Origin of the sequence: Aeromonas bestiarum, from assembly GCF_028751155.1 — a bacterium.
GTDB classification, from domain to species: domain Bacteria; phylum Pseudomonadota; class Gammaproteobacteria; order Enterobacterales; family Aeromonadaceae; genus Aeromonas; species Aeromonas bestiarum.
Window position 1 is genome coordinate 3,182,154 of the sequence record NZ_CP064746.1, and the last position, 17,897, is coordinate 3,200,050.

At 60.8% G+C, this 17,897-nt stretch carries 19 protein-coding genes and 1 other RNA gene; 13 read left to right on the forward strand and 7 right to left on the reverse strand.

Annotation, left to right across the window (positions count from 1 at the left end):
• Positions 1 to 240 precede the first annotated feature (240 nt).
• The 3 genes from IU367_RS14690 to IU367_RS14700 are packed head-to-tail and all read left to right on the forward strand — an operon-like array spanning position 241 to position 4,352.
• Positions 241 to 1,968 carry a potassium/proton antiporter gene (locus IU367_RS14690; protein WP_103471962.1) on the forward strand — a complete coding sequence of 576 codons (1,728 nt, stop codon included), beginning with the start codon at positions 241 to 243 and terminating at the stop codon, positions 1,966 to 1,968.
• Between the two features lie 42 nt (positions 1,969 to 2,010).
• Positions 2,011 to 3,114 (forward strand): beta-N-acetylglucosaminidase domain-containing protein, encoded by a 1,104-nt coding sequence (locus IU367_RS14695; protein WP_098984540.1) that lies wholly within the window; start codon positions 2,011 to 2,013, stop codon positions 3,112 to 3,114.
• 29 nt (positions 3,115 to 3,143) lie between these two features.
• Complete coding sequence (locus tag IU367_RS14700) at positions 3,144 to 4,352, forward strand: cation:proton antiporter (protein WP_043140977.1); 1,209 nt, start codon at positions 3,144 to 3,146, stop codon at positions 4,350 to 4,352.
• 282 nt (positions 4,353 to 4,634) lie between these two features.
• Here the strand turns inward: IU367_RS14700 and IU367_RS14705 are convergent, their stop codons facing one another.
• Positions 4,635 to 5,426 (reverse strand): DUF1460 domain-containing protein, encoded by a 792-nt coding sequence (locus IU367_RS14705; protein ID WP_274452282.1) that lies wholly within the window; start codon positions 5,424 to 5,426, stop codon positions 4,635 to 4,637.
• A gap of 259 nt (positions 5,427 to 5,685) precedes the next feature.
• Entirely contained in the window at positions 5,686 to 6,318 is a 633-nt protein-coding gene (locus IU367_RS14710; protein ID WP_043557625.1) for a LysE family translocator, read from the reverse strand.
• Between the two features lie 164 nt (positions 6,319 to 6,482).
• Here IU367_RS14710 and IU367_RS14715 point away from each other — a divergent pair, with 164 nt between their 5' ends.
• The 4 genes from IU367_RS14715 (at position 6,483) to IU367_RS14730 (ending at position 9,617) form a co-directional block, all read left to right on the forward strand.
• Positions 6,483 to 8,105 (forward strand): methyl-accepting chemotaxis protein, encoded by a 1,623-nt coding sequence (locus tag IU367_RS14715; protein ID WP_098984543.1) that lies wholly within the window; start codon positions 6,483 to 6,485, stop codon positions 8,103 to 8,105.
• A gap of 178 nt (positions 8,106 to 8,283) precedes the next feature.
• Positions 8,284 to 8,814 carry a DUF1523 family protein gene (locus IU367_RS14720; RefSeq protein ID WP_043140986.1) on the forward strand — a complete coding sequence of 177 codons (531 nt, stop codon included), beginning with the start codon at positions 8,284 to 8,286 and terminating at the stop codon, positions 8,812 to 8,814.
• Positions 8,811 to 9,107: a winged helix-turn-helix domain-containing protein gene (locus IU367_RS14725; protein WP_274452283.1), complete on the forward strand. Its 297-nt coding sequence runs from the start codon at positions 8,811 to 8,813 to the stop codon at positions 9,105 to 9,107. Before IU367_RS14720 ends, IU367_RS14725 begins: the two co-directional genes overlap by 4 nt.
• 66 nt (positions 9,108 to 9,173) lie before the next feature.
• A complete protein-coding gene (locus tag IU367_RS14730; RefSeq protein WP_274452284.1) occupies positions 9,174 to 9,617 on the forward strand; it encodes a hypothetical protein in 444 nt (147 codons plus the stop codon).
• 130 nt (positions 9,618 to 9,747) lie between these two features.
• Here IU367_RS14730 and IU367_RS14735 read toward each other — a convergent pair whose 3' ends face one another.
• Together IU367_RS14735 and rihA are read right to left on the reverse strand one after the other, a co-directional pair.
• A complete protein-coding gene (locus tag IU367_RS14735; protein ID WP_274452285.1) occupies positions 9,748 to 10,218 on the reverse strand; it encodes a hypothetical protein in 471 nt (156 codons plus the stop codon).
• 33 nt (positions 10,219 to 10,251) lie between these two features.
• Entirely contained in the window at positions 10,252 to 11,187 is a 936-nt protein-coding gene (gene rihA / locus IU367_RS14740) for a pyrimidine-specific ribonucleoside hydrolase RihA (protein ID WP_274452286.1), read from the reverse strand.
• A gap of 189 nt (positions 11,188 to 11,376) precedes the next feature.
• Here rihA and IU367_RS14745 point away from each other — a divergent pair, with 189 nt between their 5' ends.
• A complete protein-coding gene (locus tag IU367_RS14745; protein ID WP_274452287.1) occupies positions 11,377 to 12,105 on the forward strand; it encodes an RluA family pseudouridine synthase in 729 nt (242 codons plus the stop codon).
• Between the two features lie 141 nt (positions 12,106 to 12,246).
• On the opposite strand, the gene udp is transcribed toward IU367_RS14745, so the two are convergent.
• Complete coding sequence (gene udp / locus IU367_RS14750) at positions 12,247 to 13,002, reverse strand: uridine phosphorylase (protein WP_043138232.1); 756 nt, start codon at positions 13,000 to 13,002, stop codon at positions 12,247 to 12,249.
• A 392-nt stretch (positions 13,003 to 13,394) separates the two neighbouring features.
• On the opposite strand from udp, the gene yiaY reads away from it, so the two are divergent.
• The 3 genes from yiaY (at position 13,395) to IU367_RS14765 (ending at position 15,816) form a co-directional block, all read left to right on the forward strand.
• Entirely contained in the window at positions 13,395 to 14,546 is a 1,152-nt protein-coding gene (gene yiaY, locus IU367_RS14755) for an L-threonine dehydrogenase (RefSeq protein WP_274452288.1), read from the forward strand.
• Between the two features lie 135 nt (positions 14,547 to 14,681).
• Positions 14,682 to 15,020, forward strand: a complete 339-nt coding sequence (locus tag IU367_RS14760) for an outer membrane protein assembly factor BamE (protein ID WP_011705347.1) — start codon at positions 14,682 to 14,684, stop codon at positions 15,018 to 15,020.
• 160 nt (positions 15,021 to 15,180) lie between these two features.
• A complete protein-coding gene (locus IU367_RS14765) occupies positions 15,181 to 15,816 on the forward strand; it encodes an NAD(P)H-binding protein (protein ID WP_274452289.1) in 636 nt (211 codons plus the stop codon).
• A 95-nt stretch (positions 15,817 to 15,911) separates the two neighbouring features.
• Here IU367_RS14765 and IU367_RS14770 read toward each other — a convergent pair whose 3' ends face one another.
• Both IU367_RS14770 and IU367_RS14775 read right to left on the reverse strand, forming a co-directional pair.
• The gene (locus tag IU367_RS14770) at positions 15,912 to 16,271 is read right to left on the reverse strand and encodes an RnfH family protein (protein ID WP_098984561.1); all 360 of its coding nucleotides are present in this window, start codon (positions 16,269 to 16,271) and stop codon (positions 15,912 to 15,914) included.
• On the reverse strand, positions 16,264 to 16,698 hold the full coding sequence (locus IU367_RS14775; protein ID WP_042873080.1) for an SRPBCC family protein: 435 nt from the start codon (positions 16,696 to 16,698) through the stop codon (positions 16,264 to 16,266). The genes IU367_RS14770 and IU367_RS14775 overlap by 8 nt, the downstream gene beginning before the upstream one ends.
• 157 nt (positions 16,699 to 16,855) lie before the next feature.
• Between IU367_RS14775 and smpB the strand changes: the two genes are divergently transcribed.
• Positions 16,856 to 17,344, forward strand: a complete 489-nt coding sequence (gene smpB / locus IU367_RS14780; protein ID WP_042036966.1) for an SsrA-binding protein SmpB — start codon at positions 16,856 to 16,858, stop codon at positions 17,342 to 17,344.
• 122 nt (positions 17,345 to 17,466) lie between these two features.
• Positions 17,467 to 17,826, forward strand: a transfer-messenger RNA (tmRNA) gene (gene ssrA / locus IU367_RS14785).
• Positions 17,827 to 17,897 lie beyond the last annotated feature (71 nt).

Below are 17,897 nucleotides of genomic sequence, written 5' to 3' on the forward strand. Positions count from 1 at the left end.
CTGCTGCTTGTGGGGTACATGGCCGGCAGGCCGCCCTCAGGCCGTGTCGATTGTGTGAACCGATTCACATTAAGCGGCTCTTTTCTTCACTTGCCCCCCGCTGTTTTCGGCGTAAATGCTCCCGCCACCCGCGCACCGAAAATGTAAAAAACTGCAAATTAATGCACAATTAAGCCACACGGCGCCCAACAAACTGCATATAATGTGCCTGATTTGCATTTTGACAGAAGGAGTTCGCCATTGGATGCCGTCACCATCAACAGTTTCTTTTTAATCGCGGCCTTGTTGGTGGGAGCCAGTGTCCTGTTGAGCGCGCTCTCCTCTCGTCTCGGCATCCCCATTCTGGTGATCTTCCTCGCCGTCGGCATGCTGGCCGGGGAAGATGGCCCGGGCGGCATTCACTTCGCTGACTACTCGGTCGCCTATCTGGTGGGCAACCTGGCGCTCGCCATCATATTGCTCGATGGCGGCATGCGCACCCGGGTCTCCTCGTTTCGGGTGGCGCTCTGGCCGGCACTCTCGCTGGCGACCGTGGGGGTGGCCATCACCACGGGCCTGACCGGCCTCATCGCCGCCTGGCTGTTCGATCTCAGCCTGATGCAGGGCATGCTGATCGGCGCCATCGTCGGCTCCACCGACGCCGCGGCCGTCTTCTCCCTGCTCGGCGGGCGCAGCCTGAACGAGCGGGTCAGCGCCACTCTTGAGATAGAGTCGGGCAGCAACGACCCCATGGCGGTGTTTCTCACCGTGACCCTGATTGAGATCCTCGCCACCCAGCAGCAAGGGCTGGACTGGGGCTTCCTGCTGTTGCAGCTGGGCAAGCAGTTTGGCCTGGGCGCCGGCATAGGTCTTGGCGGCGGCTGGCTGCTGTGGCGCCTCATCAACAGCGCCAGGCTGGCCCCCGGCCTCTATCCGCTGCTCACCGTCAGCGGCGGCCTGCTGATCTTCGCCCTCACGACAGCCGTAGGGGGCAGCGGCATTCTCGCCATCTATCTCACCGGCCTCCTGCTCGGCAACCTCTCCCTGCGCAGCCGCAGCACCACCTTGTCGGTGCTGGATGGCCTGACCTGGCTCAGCCAGATCGGCATGTTCCTGGTGCTGGGACTGCTGGCCACCCCGAGCAACCTGCTGCCCATCGCCCTGCCGGCGCTGGCGCTGGCCATGTGGATGATACTGTTCGCCCGCCCCGTCTCGGTCTGGATTGGCCTGCTGCCGTTCAAGAACTTCGCCCCCCGCGAGCGCTGGTTCATCTCCTGGGTCGGCCTGCGCGGCGCAGTACCCATCATACTGGCGGTCTTCCCCATGATGGCGGGGCTGCCCAACGCCCAGCTCTACTTCAATGTGGCCTTCTTCGTGGTGCTGGTCTCCCTCATATTGCAGGGCAGCTCGCTGCCGCTGGCCTCAAAGCTGGCGCGGGTGGAAGTGCCGGCACCGCCGTCGCCCATCAACCGTTCCGGGCTAGAGATAGATCTCGACAGCCAGTGGGAGACCTTCGTCTATCGCCTCAGCGCCGAGAAGTGGTGCATAGGCTCGCCCCTGCGGGATCTGCGCATGCCCAGGGGGACCCGCATCTGCGCCCTGTTCCGGGATCAGGAGCTGCTGCACCCCTCGGGCAGTACCTGCCTGCAGTCCGATGACATCCTCTGCGTCATCGGCCACGAACGGGATCTGCCCGCCCTCGGCCAGCTGTTCAGCCAGGCTCCTGAGCAGGATCTGGGCCCCCGCTTCTTTGGCGACTTCCTGCTGGAAGCCGCCGCCAATCTGGTGGATCTGGCCCCGCTCTACGGGCTGGATGTGAGCGAGATGGCGGATCAGACACTTGGCCATTTTATTGCCAACCAGTTGGGCGATAATCTGGTGGTCGGCGACCACTTTGAATGGCAGGGCCTGATCTGGACCGTGGCCGAAATGGAAGAGGGTGAACCCCGCAAGATAGGGGTGCGCTTTCAGGAAGAAGACCCGGTCTGACGCCGCTCGTCCGACCCGTCCTCAGCGAGAAGGGAGTTATCTATGCCTTACCAAACCCTGTTGTCTGGCCTGCAACCCCCTTCGCCCCAGCTGGGATTGATAGAGGGATTCTTCGGCAAGGGCTGGAGCTGGGAAGCCCGCGCCCGCTACGCCCAGTGGCTGCCACGCCACGGTTATGGCTTCTATATCTATGCCCCGAAAGAAGACGGCTATCTGCGCAAGCACTGGACCCAGCCCTGGCCTGCGGCCCAGCTCGAAGCCCTGCGCCAGCTGGCCCGTCAGTGCCGTGAAAACGGCCTCGCCTTCGGCATAGGCCTGAGCCCCATGGGCGCCCATCACGACTATGCCCGCAAGCGCCCGGCCCTGCTGGAGAAGGTGCGGCTCATCGACGAGGCACTCCAGCCCGATATACTGGCGGTGCTGTTTGACGACATGAAGGGGGATACCCCGGATCTCGCCCACTGGCAGCTCACCATGGCCCACGACATAGCGGCCCACACCCGCGCCAGCCGCTTGCTGTTCTGTCCCAGCTACTACTCGACGGATCCCGTGCTGGAGAAGGTGTTCGGCGCCATGCCGCCCCACTATCTGACCGATCTGGGCCAGGGGCTGGATCGGCGCATCGACATCTTCTGGACCGGCCCCAAAGTCTGCTCCGGCGAGTACCCGGCCCCGCACCTCAGGCAAGTCGCCGACTGGCTGCACCGCAAGCCCTTCCTGTGGGACAACTACCCGGTCAACGACGGCAGCAAGGCCAGCAGCTTCCTGCACCTGCGCGCCTTCGAGAACCGCCCCGCCGAGCTGGCAGAACTGGTGGCGGGCCACGCGGTCAACCCCATGAAACAGGCTGCACTCTCCGTGTTGCCGCTGGCCACCCTGCCCATGAGCTACAAGCTCGGCAAGCAGTACGATCCGGACAAGGCGCTGCACGCCTCCCTCAACGCCACCTGCGGCCCGCAGATCTCCGCCATGATCCAGGCCGACCTGCCGCTGTTTCAGGACATAGGGCTGGCCCAGCTCACCCCGGAGCAGATCATCCACCTCAAGACCCGTTACCTGCCGTTCCAGGATCAGGCCTGCGTGCACGAAATCATGCGCTGGCTGGCCGGTGAATATGTGTTCGATCCAGATTGCCTGACTGACTGACGCGGCCCCCGGGGCCTTGAGGAGATTGCATGGACGCATCCCTGATTTACCAGAACCTGGCGGTGCTCGCCGCCTTCCTGCTGATCTACAGCCTGATCGCGGGCCGATTCGAATCAAAGCTGGTCAACGGCCCGCTGCTGTTTCTGCTGATGGGCTGGCTGCTGGGATCCGGTGGACTGGGTCTGCTCTCCCTCTCCATCAACAGCGACGGCATCAAGCTGCTGGCGGAGCTGACCCTGGTCATAGTGCTGTTCAGCGATGCGGCCAACACCAACTGGCAGGTGCTGGCGGCCCACCGCGCCCTGCCCATGCGGCTGCTGCTCATCGGCCTGCCGCTGACCCTGATCGGCGGCACCCTGTTCGGCCTCTGGCTCTACCCCGACTTGCCGCTGCTGGAGATGGCCATCCTCTCCACCATACTCGCCCCCACAGATGCGGCGCTCGGCAAGGCGGTGGTCAGCAACCCGGCCGTGCCCGCCCCCATCCGGGAAGGGCTCAACCAGGAGAGCGGCCTCAACGACGGCATCTGCGTGCCCGTGCTCTTGCTGCTGCTCGCCCTCATAGCCCCCACAGAACAACACGCCGGCACCGGCATGCTGGCGGTCACCTTGCTGCTGGAAGAGATAGGCATAGGCCTGCTGGTGGCCCTGGTGCTCGCCGGCCTCACCATTCGTCTGATCAAGACCTCCTACCTCAATGGCTGGCAGTTGCCACTCTGGCGTCAGCTCACCATGCCGGGGCTGGCTCTGCTCTGCTTCGCGCTGGCCCAGACCCTGGGGGGCAGCGGCTTCATCGCCGCCTTCGTGGGCGGCCTCTTGATCGGCCGCCGGCTGGGGGAGCACAAACACGCCTACATGGACAGCTGCGAGGGGTATGGAGATCTGCTCTCAGTGGTGATCTGGATGGTGTTCGGCGCCACCCTGATGCCCATGCTGCCGGAGCTGCTGCACTGGCAATACTGGCTCTATGCCGCCGCCAGCCTCACCCTGCTGCGCATGCTGCCGGTCTGGCTGAGCCTGCTGGGCACGGGCCTCAAACCTGAGCTCAAGCTCTTTATCGGCTGGTTCGGACCAAGGGGGCTGGCCAGCATAGTGTTCGCCGTCATGGTGCTGCAGCACGAGCCCGCCCTGCTGGGACAAAAGCCCATCATAGCCACAGTGCTCTGCACCATCATCCTCAGCGTCATACTGCACGGCATCAGCGCCAACCCCTGGGTCAGGCGCTTCAACGCCCCATAACTCCCCGGGCCCGACACCACTGCGAGACGGGCGCCACAAGTCCGAGCTGCGGACAAGGGCGGCAGGGGGGAACAGGGTGCAGGGTGCAGGGTGCAGGGTGCAGGGTGCAGCAGAATACGGTGGCTCGCTTCAATCCCCCTCCCCCACAACATAAAAACCCCCGGCACTGGCCGGGGGTTTTTATGTTGTTGTCACAGCAGGAAGAGAGCCGGCTCACCAAGCCCGTATGTTCACACCCGTCGTTGCCAACAGGTTAAAACGCCGTCCTCATGCCCGGCCCTATCACGACTGGCCATTGTCATCCGTGGCCCGGTAAACCAGGATGCCCGGCTTGTTCTTCACATATTCAAGGAAGGGCGAATCCACCACCTTCATATTCGTCGAGACAGACGAGGCATTGCGCAGGACGGGGCCATTCTCACCGCGAATGAAGATGCCGGTATGGGTCACATCCAGACCGGCAATATTGGTATAGATGCCGATATAATCGCCATCCTCCAACAGACTCAAGGTATCTTCATCCACGCGATCACCCGGAATATAGCTGATGTCGCGGTTCTTCACTCCCAGCCCGGGAATATAGTGGCCACCATCCTCTTTCTGATTCAGTATTTTAGGGGCCGTCACGACATAATTTCCCACCAGATGGGTCACGTCGCTGACCTTATTGCCACCATGTACCCAGTCAGAGAAAAAGTGCTTTCTAGTCAGATAGTTGACTTCACCATTTACGTAACGAGTGTACATGACGTTCTCAATGAAATTATGCACACTCGTTGAGTGCCGCAGTGACTCAACGTAATCCAGATAGGTGAAGCAATCCAGCTCACCAAAATCCACCACCAGTTTCTCTTGTGTATCACTCGACCCCACCAGCCGATTGGCAACATAGGGATTCTCCAGAAACAGGCGGGAGAAATCCTTTATTGACTGGCCTGGGGTGCCGCCCTGATGCTGAGCAAACATGTCAACGAGTTGCTGTTCCTCTATATTGTAAAAATCCAGGTTTTTTCCATTGTCGGCCGCTGCCACACCCGAAAAAGTGAGTAACGCGGCGCCTATTAACTTCATCATCCATTACCATCCTTGACCAAAAAATATAAAACTTGGATTGCCCGGATCATCATCACATGTAAAGCACATGCATCTAATGCCATTCGAGACTGATGAAATAGTCGCCGATTGAAAACAAAAAAAATGTAAGCAAATGTACCCGTTCCCCACCTGACAGGGCCCTTGCCCACCAAATGAAGCAGCCCCGGCACTGCCGGGGCTGCTTCATTTCCGTCTCGGGCGATGTCTGCGCCGCAGTCTCTACAAGAGGGGCCTCATATCAACCCAGTGCCAGCCAGACACCGACGCCAAACATCAGGGAGCCGGCGATCCGGTTCATCAGGGTGACGTTGCCGCTCTTGGCAAGGAAGTGGCGCAGGGTGCGGCCACCGCTGGCGTAGAGCAGCAGGCAGGAGAACTCTATGACCAGGATCAGCGCCACCAGGGCGCTGATCTGGGGGGCCATCGGCTTGGCCGCATTGATGAAGGGGGGCAGCAGGGAGACCATGAAGGCCCAGCCCTTGGGGTTGGCGATGGCGGTAACGAAGCCCTGCATGGCCAGCCCCAGGGGGCGCGTCTCCTGCCCGGCCGAGAGATCCGCCGGTATGGCCATCTTGCCTTTGGCCTGCCACATCTGGATGCCGAGCCAGATGAGGTAGGCGCCACCCACGTATTTGAAGGCGGAGAAGAGCGCCGGGTAGTTGAGCATGACGGCCGCCACCCCGATCACCGACAGCACTGAGACCAGCCCCACCCCGATGAGCTCCCCCCACATCATGTGCAGGGTGCGGCGCACCCCCAGGCTCATGCCGAGGGTCATCGCCAGGGTCATGCACATGCCGGGGGTGACGGAGACAAAGAAAAACGTGGGAATAAACAGCGCCAGAATAGCGGGATCAATCCAGTCGGACACGCGACACCTCCATGGTAACAGGCTTGTGATCTTGCCTATCACACTCTTTTCACACAAGAAAAACCTTTTCGTTCAGCACGATTTCAGCCATAAAAACCCTGTGACAACCTTTGTCGCGTCTGTGTAAGATGCCGCCTCACTCCTCTTTTGGGTTAGGACCTTTCATGTCATTGAATAACCTGTCTATCCGTTTTCAAGTTCTCATACCGCTTCTGCTCGCCAGCCTGTTGATGATCCTCATGGCCGGGATCAGCAAGCAGGAGATAGACGGCGCCATTGCGGACATGAACCAGACCACAGCCAGCGTGACTCGTCACAAGGACGACATAGCCACCCTGATCCACGCCACCTACCGGATGCGTACCAACGCCATCTATGGCCTCTACGATCAGCAGCGCTTCGCCCAGTTGCCGAGCGATCTGACGGCGGCCGAGCAGGAGATAGGGGCCATCCTGGCCCGACTGGCGATCGCCGGCGCCGAGCAGGACAACAGCCAGGTGGCCGCCGCCCTGCAAGCCTATCTCGGCCACACCCGCAACAACATGCTGCCGCTGCTGGCCCAGAAATATCAGGGGGCTGGCGATCCCGCCGCCTACGAGCAGTCCAGGCTGCGCTTTCGCGAGCTGGGTGAACAGCTGATCAAGCAGATAGATACCATGTCGGCCCACGTCAACCAGCTGATCCAGGCCGAAATCGCCGAGGAGGAGGCGCACTACCACGCCACCCTGCTGCGTACCCTGCTGTTGATGAGCGCTACCCTGATCGCGGCCCTGCTCGGCGGCTGGTGGTTGTCCGGCCGGATAGTGCGCCCCATAGGCCAGCTGCAGGAGGTGATGCGCGCCGTCGCCCAGGGCCGCTTCAACGTTCGGGCCGCCGCCGAGGGCGACAACGAGCTGAGCCAGCTGGCCAGGGACATCAACCAGACCCTGACCCAGCTGGGCAGCACACTGCATACCCTGACTGGCATCAGCGGCAACGTGGCCTCCGCCGCCACCGAGCTGGCCGCCGTCATGACCCAGTCCGAGGCCAATGCCCAGCAGCAGCGCAGCGAAACCGAACAGGTGGCCTCCGCCGTGACCGAGCTGGCCAGCACGGCCGACAACGTCAACCACAACGCGGCCCTGGCCGACGAACTGGCGCGGGATGCCAACGACAGGGTCGAGCAGGGCTTGGCGCTGTTTGCCGAGAGCATCCAGGCCAACAGCCGCATGGCGGGCAGTCTGGAGAGCGCCGCCGCCGTGGTGGCACGCCTCAAGTCCCAGTCCGAGCAGATCGGCAAGGTGATCGAGGTCATTCAGAGCATCTCGGAGCAGACCAATCTGCTGGCGCTGAATGCCGCCATCGAGGCCGCTCGCGCCGGTGAAACCGGCCGTGGCTTTGCGGTGGTGGCCGACGAGGTACGCCTGCTGGCGGCCCGTACCCAGGACTCCACCAAGGAGATCCAGGCCATCATAGAGCAGTTGCAGAGCCAGTCCCTGTCAGCCAACAGCGGCATGCAGGAGACCCTCTCCATACTGGCGCACAACCAGCAGCTCTCCGGCGAAGTACAGGCGCTGCTCGGCGGCATCACGGAGGCGGTCAACCAGATCAACGGTGCCAATGCCCAGGTCGCCACCGCCGCCGAGGAGCAGTCCTGCGTCACCGCCGACATCAACCGCAACATCACCAACATCCACGAGATAGTGAACCAGAGTGCGGCCGGCATCAGCCAGAGCGCCGCCGCCAGTCACGAACTGTCACAGCTCGCCGAACAGCAGCGCAAGCAGCTGGCCCAGTTCCAGTTGTAATGGCTGCGCTATCACGTCAAACGAAGGCTCCGCTCGCGGGGCCTTAGTGTTAATGGCGCTGCCGACTTGTTATTGTTTTAAACGGTCTTTTTTATGAGGTGGCCTCATTAGGGGCTGGGCTACCCCACCAAATGTGAGTATGGTAGAGGCACGTCACTCCCCCTCACATGAGATCACCATGAAGCTGAAATTCAAGAAACCGGCCTTCATCGGCCTGGGCCTCATCGCCCTCGTCTCCGCCATCTGGCTCGACTTCTATCTGCCGGAACACACCATAGCCACCATCACGGGCGTCGAGGTGAAACGCACCGACAAGGATGGCCCCATCAGCCAGAAAAACCCGGCCGACGGTCCCACCACAGACGTCTACTACATCTATACCGAGCGGCCCGGCGAGAAGATCCGCGTGTTTCGCAACGAGGACACAGAGTGGGGCTGGCCCTTCTACTTCAAGTTCAATGCTGCCGACGTGCAGGCCAAGGCCAAGTCCATGGAGTTCGAGAAGCGTCTGGCCATCATCACCTCCTACGGCTGGCGCGTGAACATGTTCTCCATGTTCCCCAACGTCACCAAGATCGAGAGCACTCAGCCTGACGCCTCCACCTGGAGCTTCTTCCGCTGGTTCTGGTTCGGCCTCTGGGCACTGGTGATGGGCAAGGCCGCGCTGGCGACCTGGCGCTACTTCGACCGGCTCGAGGACGAGATATGACAGAGCCGAGCAAGACTCGCACCAGCTTCTACCGACGACTCTACGTGGCCTGGCTGATAAGTCAGGGCACAGACACAATCCCGGCCATCATGGCCGCCACCGGCATGCCCAGACGCACGGCCCAGGACACGCTAAGCGCCCTGGCCGAGCTCGATATCAGCTGCGCCTTCGAGCAGACCGAGGGGGCGCGCCACCTGCAGGGACACTACCGCATCAGCGACTGGGGGCCGATCAACCCGACATGGATTAAGGCGCAACTGCCGCTTATCAAAGAGACGCTGAGCTACCCCTGATCCTGAGGGTGAATCCGATATGTCCCTACTAACGGGGGCTCTCCCAGTCAATCCCAGGGCGCACCAATGAAGGCTATACGCATCATTTTGCAGCTTGTGATTCTTGCCGCAGGGGGTATTACTCTTGCGGCTCTCATTGCTGTGCCTATACCAAACTTCACAGTCATTGTCGTTTTACTTGGCTTTGTGGCACTTCTCCTTGCTCTGACGCAGGTACTAAAAGAGCACATGGAAAAACGCTTAAGCCCTGACCATAAGCTCAGCGCCAAACCAATGGGAATGGTTCTGATCCTGTCTGGTGTGTTTGCCATGTTCTACGGCTCGAGCATTCTCATCGGACAGCAACCCCTACCGAATGGCAGTGGCACATGCCGTGCTATATGCGGGATCATACTCTTGGCCTCCGAAGCATTCGGCGAAACAGTAGCCAAGTTATTTGCCTTCGGCCTGTGGTCAGGCATGGGCCTATTTCTTTGCTTTATCGGCTACCTGGTTAAGGGGAGGAAATAACCTCACAGGGCGAAATGATGCGAACGTTACTACCGCATTATCGCCATGAAATAGAGGGGCCAGCCGATGAGGCTGGCCCCTGCTTTTTTATGTCGGAAGGACGGCCAAGGCTCTGGAGATGGCGGGAGGCTTATTCCGGGAAGGGCTCTTCCGGCAGCGGCTCCTGGGTCTCACCCTGGGTGCAGTCTATGATGGATCGCTTGGGGTTGTTGGGGTCGCGCAGCAGCAAGGGGGCCAGTCCCTCGTTGTGCTTCTGCTCGTCGGAAAACTCGCTGCCATAGGCGTTGTGGGTCAGCCTTCGCGCATTGGCGATGGGGGTGTCCACGAACAGGGCGTGCACCTCGAAGGTGGACGAGGGGATGAGAAAGCCGCTGATGGGCAGGCCATGCAGCTCCTGGCGGGTCTTGTACCAGGCAAACCCGTCCGTCACCTTGTAAGGGGTGAAGTGTTTGAGCTGAGGGTGGGCCGGCTCGCCGGTCTCGCTGTCGAGATAGAGATCATCGAGCTCGCAGGTCGCCAGCCCCTGCCACATAGATTCAAACGGCGTGGAGCAGGCCGTCAGTTGCAACCCGGCCAGCAGTGCCAGCGACGCTTTGTACATTTCCCGTCCCTTCTCTCAATAGTGCAATGGCGGTCAGCCAAACGCCCGCAGTCGCTCGACCAGCAGGTCGATGAAGCCCGAACGATCCAGTCCCAGCAGCACCAGCGCATTGGCCGTTTTGCCGGTCAGGCCATAGCGATCCACCACCGTCATGCCGGTGGTATGGGTGCCACTGGTTTCGATATCGACCCGACACTCGACCCCGTGGAACAGCTCGGGGGCCAGCAACCAGGCAATGGTACAGGGGTCGTGCAGCGGCGCGCCAGCAAATCCCCACTTGGGATCCCTGTGGTAGATCATGAAGAAGTCGAGCAAGCCGGCCACGCACTGGGCCACCGGATTGGCGATGGCGCGCACCCGCGCTATGTCCTCGTCCATCACCTGGGCCTCGTGGGTCACATCCAGCCCGCACATAGTGATGGGGATGCCGGACTTGAACACCATATCGGCCGCTTCCGGGTCCACATAAATATTGAATTCCGCCGCCGGGGTCCAATTGCCCGCCCCCGCCGCGCCGCCCATCAGCACGATGCGGGCAATCCTGGATTTCAACTCAGGATGGGCCGCCAGCAGCAGGGCGATATTGGTGAGCGGCCCGGTCGGCACCAGCGTCACAGGTTCCGGGCTCTCGTGCAGGCATTTGGCCATCAACTCGAGGCCCGTCATGGCTTGCGGGGCAAAGGCGGGATCCGGCAGCTTGGGGCCATCGAGGCCCGACTCGCCGTGGACGTTGTCGGCTATGATGAGCTCGCGCATTAGCGGTTTGGGTGCCCCCGCCGCCACCGGGATGTCGTCACGGCCGAGCAGGGTCAGGATGCGCAGGGCATTGTTGAGGGTCTTGTCCGGCGTCTGGTTGCCCGCGCTGGTGGTGACCGCCAGCACCTTGAGCTCGTGACTGGCCAGCGCCAGTATGAGGGCGATGGCATCATCGTGGCCGGGATCACAATCGAGAATAACGGGCAACGCCATGGACAGACTCCTTACAACATGACAGGGAGCCATACCTTAACAAGCAAACCCCGGATGAACTCGGGAAGGGGTCACAAAACGGCGCCCTTCTCGCGTTTCAAACCATTGCGTTATCAAGCGGTTGAACGAATGACCCCCTCCCATCACACGGCGCAAGCAGCCGATTCGCCCCGCGCAGCCGGTTCGAGTATGATCGCCCCCCGTTTCCAGCCCGTGTGCCCTATGTCCGTCATCGTCGATACCTTCATCGCCCCGCCCTGCGCGGCTGCCATCGAGATCCTGTTTGAGGATGAGCACCTGTTGCTCATCAACAAGCCGAGCGGCCTGCTCAGCCTGTCGGGCAAGAACCCGCAGAACCTCGACTCTGTCCATTACCGGCTGGTGCAGGACTATCCCGGCTGCACCCTGGTGCACCGCCTCGATTTTGGCACTTCTGGCATCATGGTGGTGGCCAGAAACAAGGCCATCAACGCCCTGCTCTGTCAGCAATTCAGCCAGCGGGCGGTGAGCAAGGCCTACAGCGCCCTGCTGTGCGGCCATCTGGTCGACGATGAGGGGGTGATCGATGCCCCCATCGCCAAGGATCCGGCTCTCTTCCCGCTGATGACCATCTGCGCCGCCAGCGGCAAGCCCGCCCGCTCCCGCTATCGGGTCATTGAGCGGCTGGCGCAGCAGATGCAAGGTCAGGCCGTACCATTAACGCGCGTGCGGCTGGTGCCGGAAACCGGCCGCACCCATCAGCTGCGGATCCACAGCCAGCTGCTGGGCCACCCCATACTGGGCTGCGATCTCTACGGCGGTCTTGCGTTGCCAGGCACAGAGCAGGCGCCGCGGCTGATGCTGCATGCCAGCGAGCTGGATTTGCGGCATCCTGTGAGCGGTGAACCGATGGCGGTCAGATGTGCCAGCCCCTTCTAGCGAGACGCGGCATCAAGCTGTGGTGTGATAACAGGCGAAGGGAACAACAGAGGCGCAACAGGGGAAAAACGAGGCAAACGGCAGATAAAAGATAGGGGCCGTGCTTTCGCAACGGCCCCCACCCCCCACTCGGTGTGGCTATCAGATCAGCTTGCGGGCGGCGCCCAGCACGATCTTGATGGCATCAGATTCGGTTCTCGCCATGGTTTCGGCGTTCGGGATTTCCTGCTGGGTACGGTTGACGATAACGCCGGCTACCATACCGGCACGCAGGCCCTGGCTGGTGCACATGGTCAGCAGGGTGGCAGATTCCATCTCATAGTTCAGCACGCCCATGGCTTGCCACTCTTTCATGGAACCCTGGAAACGGCTCACTACGCGGCCGGATACGGTGTCGTAACGCTCCTGACCCGGGTAGAAGGTATCGGAAGAGGCAGTCACACCGATGTGCAGCTTGGAGCCCATCTCTTTGGCAGTGTTGACCAGCGCTGTTGTGCAGTCGAAGTCGGCAACAGCCGGGAACTCCATGGGCGCGAAGTGCAGGCTGGCACCGTCGAGGCGCACGGAACCTGTAGTGACGATCACGTCGCCCACGTTCAGGTGCGGCTGGATGGCGCCAGTGGTGCCGATACGCAGGAAGGTGCGGATGCCCAGCTGGGCCAGCTCTTCTACCGCGATGGAGGTGGACGGGCCACCGATACCGGTAGAGCAGATGATCACGGCCTTGCCGTCCATCTCGCCGCGCCAGGTAGTGAACTCACGATGGCTGGCCAGGTGCACCGGGTTATCCAACAGCTCTGCGATACGCTTTACACGCTCGGGGTCACCGGGGACGATCGCCAAGGTGGCGCCTTGCAGATCCGCTTTCTTCAAACCCAAGTGAAATACATCAGACATAGTGGACTCCTGGTTGCCCCCTGCCAGCATGGTCAGGGCGCAAGTTAAGATGATTCTTTATGATACTTTCAAGCCTTTACCCCCCTCTCTGGGGAGGCGCCAACTATGGTCGAAAGCGCTTTCCAATTCCTTGAAGCTCCTCACACTTCCACGCATTGACAGTGACAAATCCCGTGCAAAACGTTTGCTAACTTTATGAATTTCTTGAAAAACGTTTTTCTTCCAAAGGAGTGGTCTCCGGCCTTGTCAATCCCTGTCACGCCCCGGTTTATCGGTACGTGATCGAGTCCATAAAGTTGCAAACAGGATACCCTTGACCCCTTTTCATCCCCACTGACGATGCTATGTTGGCGCCCGTATACCACTTAATGGCTAATAATACGGAGTCCATCATGGCGACATTCAAGTTCTACATTCCCGCAATCAACCTGATGGGAGCTGGCTGCCTGCAAGAAGCGGCAGCCGATATCCAGGGTTATGGCTATCGCAAGGCGCTGATCGTCACCGACAAGATCCTGGGCCAGATCGGCGTGGTCGCCAGGCTCACCACCCTCTTGGCAGAACATGGCATTGAAAGCGTGGTTTTCGATGAAACCCGGCCCAACCCCACCATGACCAACGTCGAAGCGGGTCTGGGGATGATCAAGGCCAACGGCTGCGACTGCGTCATCTCGCTGGGGGGCGGCTCGCCCCACGACTGCGCCAAAGGCATAGCCCTGGTGGCTGCCAACGGCGGCAACATCCAGGATTACGAAGGGGTGGATCGCTCCGCCAAGCCGCAGTTGCCGCTCATCGCCATCAACACCACAGCCGGCACCGCCTCCGAGATGACCCGCTTCTGCATCATCACAGACGAGGCTCGCCAGGTGAAGATGGCCATCATAGACAAGCACGTCACCCCGCTGATGTCGGTCAACGATCCCGAGCTGATGCTGGCCAAGCCGGCCGGCCTCACCGCCGCCACCGGCATGGATGCCCTGACCCACGCCATCGAGGCTTATGTCTCCACCATCGCCACCCCGGTGACCGATGCCAGCGCCATCATGGCAATCCAGCTCATCGCCAGGCACCTGCGTACAGCCGTCAATCAGGGCGATGACCTGCACGCCCGCGAGCAGATGGCCTACGCCCAGTTCCTGGCCGGCATGGCCTTCAACAACGCAAGCCTGGGTTATGTGCATGCCATGGCGCACCAGCTGGGCGGCTTCTACGACCTGCCCCACGGGGTCTGCAACGCCGTGCTGCTGCCCCACGTTCAGGCCTACAACGCCCAGGTGAGTGCCACCCGCCTGAAAGAGGTGGCCCGCCATATGGGTGTCAACGTGACCGCCATGAACGACGAACAGGGCGCAGCTGCCGCCATCGCTGCCATCAAGCAGCTGGCGCTGGACGTGAAGATCCCGGCCGGTCTGGAGCAGCTCGGCGTCAAGGCCGACGACTTCGACATCCTGGCCAGCAACGCCCTGAAAGATGCCTGCGGCTTCACCAACCCGAAACAGGCGAGCCACGAGGAGATAGTCGCCATCTTCCGCGCCGCCATGTAAACCGCCAGCAGGCAGAAAGGGTCGCATGGCGGCCCTTTTTATTGGCTGATGGATCAATGGCTTTTTACTTCCGTAGAGGGAGCCGGTATGATTTGCCGAGCTTAAAAAGACTTGAATGGATGATCTGAACTCGATATGCGGATGAAACACCTGATTGCCGCGGCCCTGACCGCCCTCACCCTGTCCGGTTGCAGCCTGGTCTATCGCATCGATATTCCCCAGGGCAACTATGTGGAACAAAAACAGGTCGACAAACTGCGCCAGGGCATGACCCGCGAACAGGTCGAGTTCGTGCTGGGTTCCGCCATGCTGCGCGATGGCTTTGACCCGAACACCTGGTATTACCTCTATGAATTCCAGCCGGGTCGCGGCGAGAAGGAGCGCAAGGAGCTCACCCTGACCTTTGCCAACGACAGATTGGCCACGGTCACCGGCGACTTCCCATTGCCAGCGGCCTTCCACACCCCGCTCTGATCGCATTCACAAAACCGGCCCCGCGCCGGTTTTGTTTTATTTGGCCACCGCCATCCCATCTTAGCGAGGAAGCCTCCATGCACCAGCCCAAGAATCCCCATACCCACAGACGGCTCGCTGGCAAGATCTTGGCGGCCCTCGTTGAACTTGGGAGGCACGCATGAGCCAGATCCTGATCGCCGGGGCCAGCGGGCTGATCGGCCGGGAGCTGCTCCGTCAGCTCGACCCTGCCCACTCACTGACCCTGCTCTGTCGCAAGGCAGGTGATCCCCGGCCCCAACATCACTGGCTGCCGGCCGACTTCGAACGCCTCGACGAGGTTTCGCTGCCCGGCCCCATCGACATCGCCTTCTGCTGCCTCGGCACCACCCGCAAGCAGGCGGGGTCCGACGAAGCGTTTCGCCGGGTCGATCACGACTATGTGCTGGCCTTCGCGGCACTCGCTCGCCGCCACGGCTGCCAACGTCTGATCGTCGTCTCGAGTCTGGGGGCCAACCCAGGCTCGCCGGCCCTCTATCCCCGCACCAAGGGGCAGATGGAACAGGCATTGCTGGCGCAAGCCTGGCCAAGGCTCGCCATAGTGCGTCCCGCCATGCTGCTCGGCAATCGCCAGCCACCGCGCCTGTCGGAGCAGTGTTTCCAGGCTGTCTATCCGTTGCTGCGCCCCCTGCTGGTTGGCAAGTTGCGCCGCTGGCGCGCCATCGAGGCCGGGCAGGTGGCCCATGCCATGATAGTGCTCGGCCAGCAGGAGAGTGGCGTCGAGGTGGTGGAAAACGAGCGGCTGCACGGGATGTGACAGCGCTTTGCCGCTAGAAGCGAGTTGACGGCGGCTCAACAGAAAAGCAGATCAAAAAAGGCGCCAAGGCGCCTTTTTTATTCCAGAGTGCGGCATCAGGCCGGGTCTGTGTCCCCTCGCTTGCGGTTGGCATTGGGCCGGCCGCCGGTCACCACATCGGCACGCCCCTCCTCCTTGGCCTTCTCGGCCCGCTTCTTGCGCATCTCTTTCGGATCGGCGATGAGCGGACGGTAGATCTCGATCCGATCCCCGTCCTGCAACAGTTCGGTCCCCTTGACCGGCCGGCTGTAGATGCCGAACTTGTTGACCGCCAGATCGATCTCCGGGTGCTTCTGCACTATGCCGGACTGCTCGATGGCAGCCAGCACGCTGGTGGCGGGAGCAACCCGGATGCGCAGCACAGTCTGGCGCTCGGGCAGAGCATACACAACTTCGATATTGAGCAGATCAGACACCGTACACCACCTTGGCGCGGTTGGAGAAGGCGAGCACCATGGAGCCCACCAGGTCGCGGAAAATCTGGCCAAACGCCAGCTCGATCAGCTTGGAGGTGAACTCAAAATCGAGGTCGAACTCGACCTTGCAGGCATCCACATCCAGCGGCGTAAAGGTCCACCAGCCGGCCAGCTTGCTGAAGGGTCCCTCCACCAGCTCCATCTTGATCTGCCGGTTGGCATCGAGCAGGTTGCGGGTGGTAAACGTCTTGGCAATCCCCGCCTTGGCCACATCGACCGAGGCAGTCATATAATCATCGCCTGTCTCGTGGACACGGCTGCCGACACAACCGGGCAGAAACTCCGGATAAGCGTGAACATCATTGACCAGCCTGAACATTTGTTCTGCGCTGAACATCACCAGGGCACTGCGAGTAATACGGGGCATGGGCTTTCCTCATCCAATCGGGCCGATTTTATCACCTTGTCAGCCAAGATCATCCCCAAAACCGCTCACAAAGCCGCCACTCGAGCAGTTGCGCGTTTTACAGCCGCCGCCACCCACGTATAATGCGCCTTCCTAATCATTGCCAAAGGCGCCCGTCATGAGCAAAAAGAACAGTAAAAACAAAGCCGGGTCCAGCACCATTGCACTCAACAGAACCGCCCGCCACGAGTACTTCATCGAAGAGCGCGTGGAAGCCGGTCTGTCCCTGCAAGGGTGGGAAGTCAAATCCCTGCGGGCGGGCAAGGCCAACATCAGCGAAGCCTATGTCATCTTCTTGCAGGGAGAGGCCTTCCTGTTCGGCTCCACTTTCCTGCCACTGAACGCCGCCTCCAGCCACGTGGTGTGTGATCCGACCCGCACCCGCAAGCTCCTGCTGAGCCGCCGTGAACTCGACAAGCTGGAGAGCCTGACCGCCCGTCAGGGTTACACCATAGTGCCGCTGGCGCTCTACTGGAAAGAGTGCTGGGTCAAGGTCGAGATCGGTCTGGTCAAAGGCAAGAAAGAGCACGACAAACGGGAAGACACCAAGGCCCGCGAATGGGATCGGGAGAAAGCCCGCATCATGAAGAACAAGCATCGCGGCTGATTGTGCGCCGCATGCAGCCGTGCGGCGTCCAATAAACCAGCAATCGACCGGCCTAGGCCGGTCGATTGCTATCAACGCCTTGCCATGACAGGATTTTTGCGTACAATCGGTTTTGACAACTTGGGGCTGATTCTGGATTCGACAAGATTCACGAAACCCAAGGTGCATGCCGAGGTGCGGTAGGCCTCGTTAACAAACCGCAAAAAAATAGTCGCAAACGACGAAAACTACGCACTCGCAGCTTAATAACCTGCGCTGAGCCCTTCTACCCTAGCTTGCCTGTGTCCTAGGGAATCGGAAGGTCATCCTTCACAGGATCGTGTGGAAGTCCTGCTCGGGGCGGAAGCATTAAAACCAATCGAGCTAGTCAATTCGTGGCGTGTCTCTCCGCAGCGGGTTGGCGAATGTAAAGAGTGACTAAGCATGTAGTACCGAGGATGTAGTAATTTTGGACGGGGGTTCAAATCCCCCCAGCTCCACCAAATATTGTTCCGAGAAGGAACGAAGAAGTACAGAAACCCGCAAGATTCAACGTCTTGCGGTTTTTTTGTTG

Coding starts and splice junctions, on each gene's coding strand:
- IU367_RS14695 (WP_098984540.1), top strand. CDS start 2,011: ATGCCTTACCAAACCCTGTTGTCTGGCCTGCAACCCCCTTCGCCCCAG.
- IU367_RS14700 (WP_043140977.1), top strand. CDS start 3,144: ATGGACGCATCCCTGATTTACCAGAACCTGGCGGTGCTCGCCGCCTTC.
- IU367_RS14705 (WP_274452282.1), bottom strand. CDS start 5,426: ATGATGAAGTTAATAGGCGCCGCGTTACTCACTTTTTCGGGTGTGGCA.
- IU367_RS14715 (WP_098984543.1), top strand. CDS start 6,483: ATGTCATTGAATAACCTGTCTATCCGTTTTCAAGTTCTCATACCGCTT.
- IU367_RS14720 (WP_043140986.1), top strand. CDS start 8,284: ATGAAGCTGAAATTCAAGAAACCGGCCTTCATCGGCCTGGGCCTCATC.
- IU367_RS14725 (WP_274452283.1), top strand. CDS start 8,811: ATGACAGAGCCGAGCAAGACTCGCACCAGCTTCTACCGACGACTCTAC.
- IU367_RS14730 (WP_274452284.1), top strand. CDS start 9,174: ATGAAGGCTATACGCATCATTTTGCAGCTTGTGATTCTTGCCGCAGGG.
- IU367_RS14735 (WP_274452285.1), bottom strand. CDS start 10,218: ATGTACAAAGCGTCGCTGGCACTGCTGGCCGGGTTGCAACTGACGGCC.
- rihA (WP_274452286.1), bottom strand. CDS start 11,187: ATGGCGTTGCCCGTTATTCTCGATTGTGATCCCGGCCACGATGATGCC.
- IU367_RS14745 (WP_274452287.1), top strand. CDS start 11,377: ATGATCGCCCCCCGTTTCCAGCCCGTGTGCCCTATGTCCGTCATCGTC.
- udp (WP_043138232.1), bottom strand. CDS start 13,002: ATGTCTGATGTATTTCACTTGGGTTTGAAGAAAGCGGATCTGCAAGGC.
- yiaY (WP_274452288.1), top strand. CDS start 13,395: ATGGCGACATTCAAGTTCTACATTCCCGCAATCAACCTGATGGGAGCT.
- IU367_RS14760 (WP_011705347.1), top strand. CDS start 14,682: ATGCGGATGAAACACCTGATTGCCGCGGCCCTGACCGCCCTCACCCTG.
- IU367_RS14765 (WP_274452289.1), top strand. CDS start 15,181: ATGAGCCAGATCCTGATCGCCGGGGCCAGCGGGCTGATCGGCCGGGAG.
- IU367_RS14775 (WP_042873080.1), bottom strand. CDS start 16,698: ATGCCCCGTATTACTCGCAGTGCCCTGGTGATGTTCAGCGCAGAACAA.
- smpB (WP_042036966.1), top strand. CDS start 16,856: ATGAGCAAAAAGAACAGTAAAAACAAAGCCGGGTCCAGCACCATTGCA.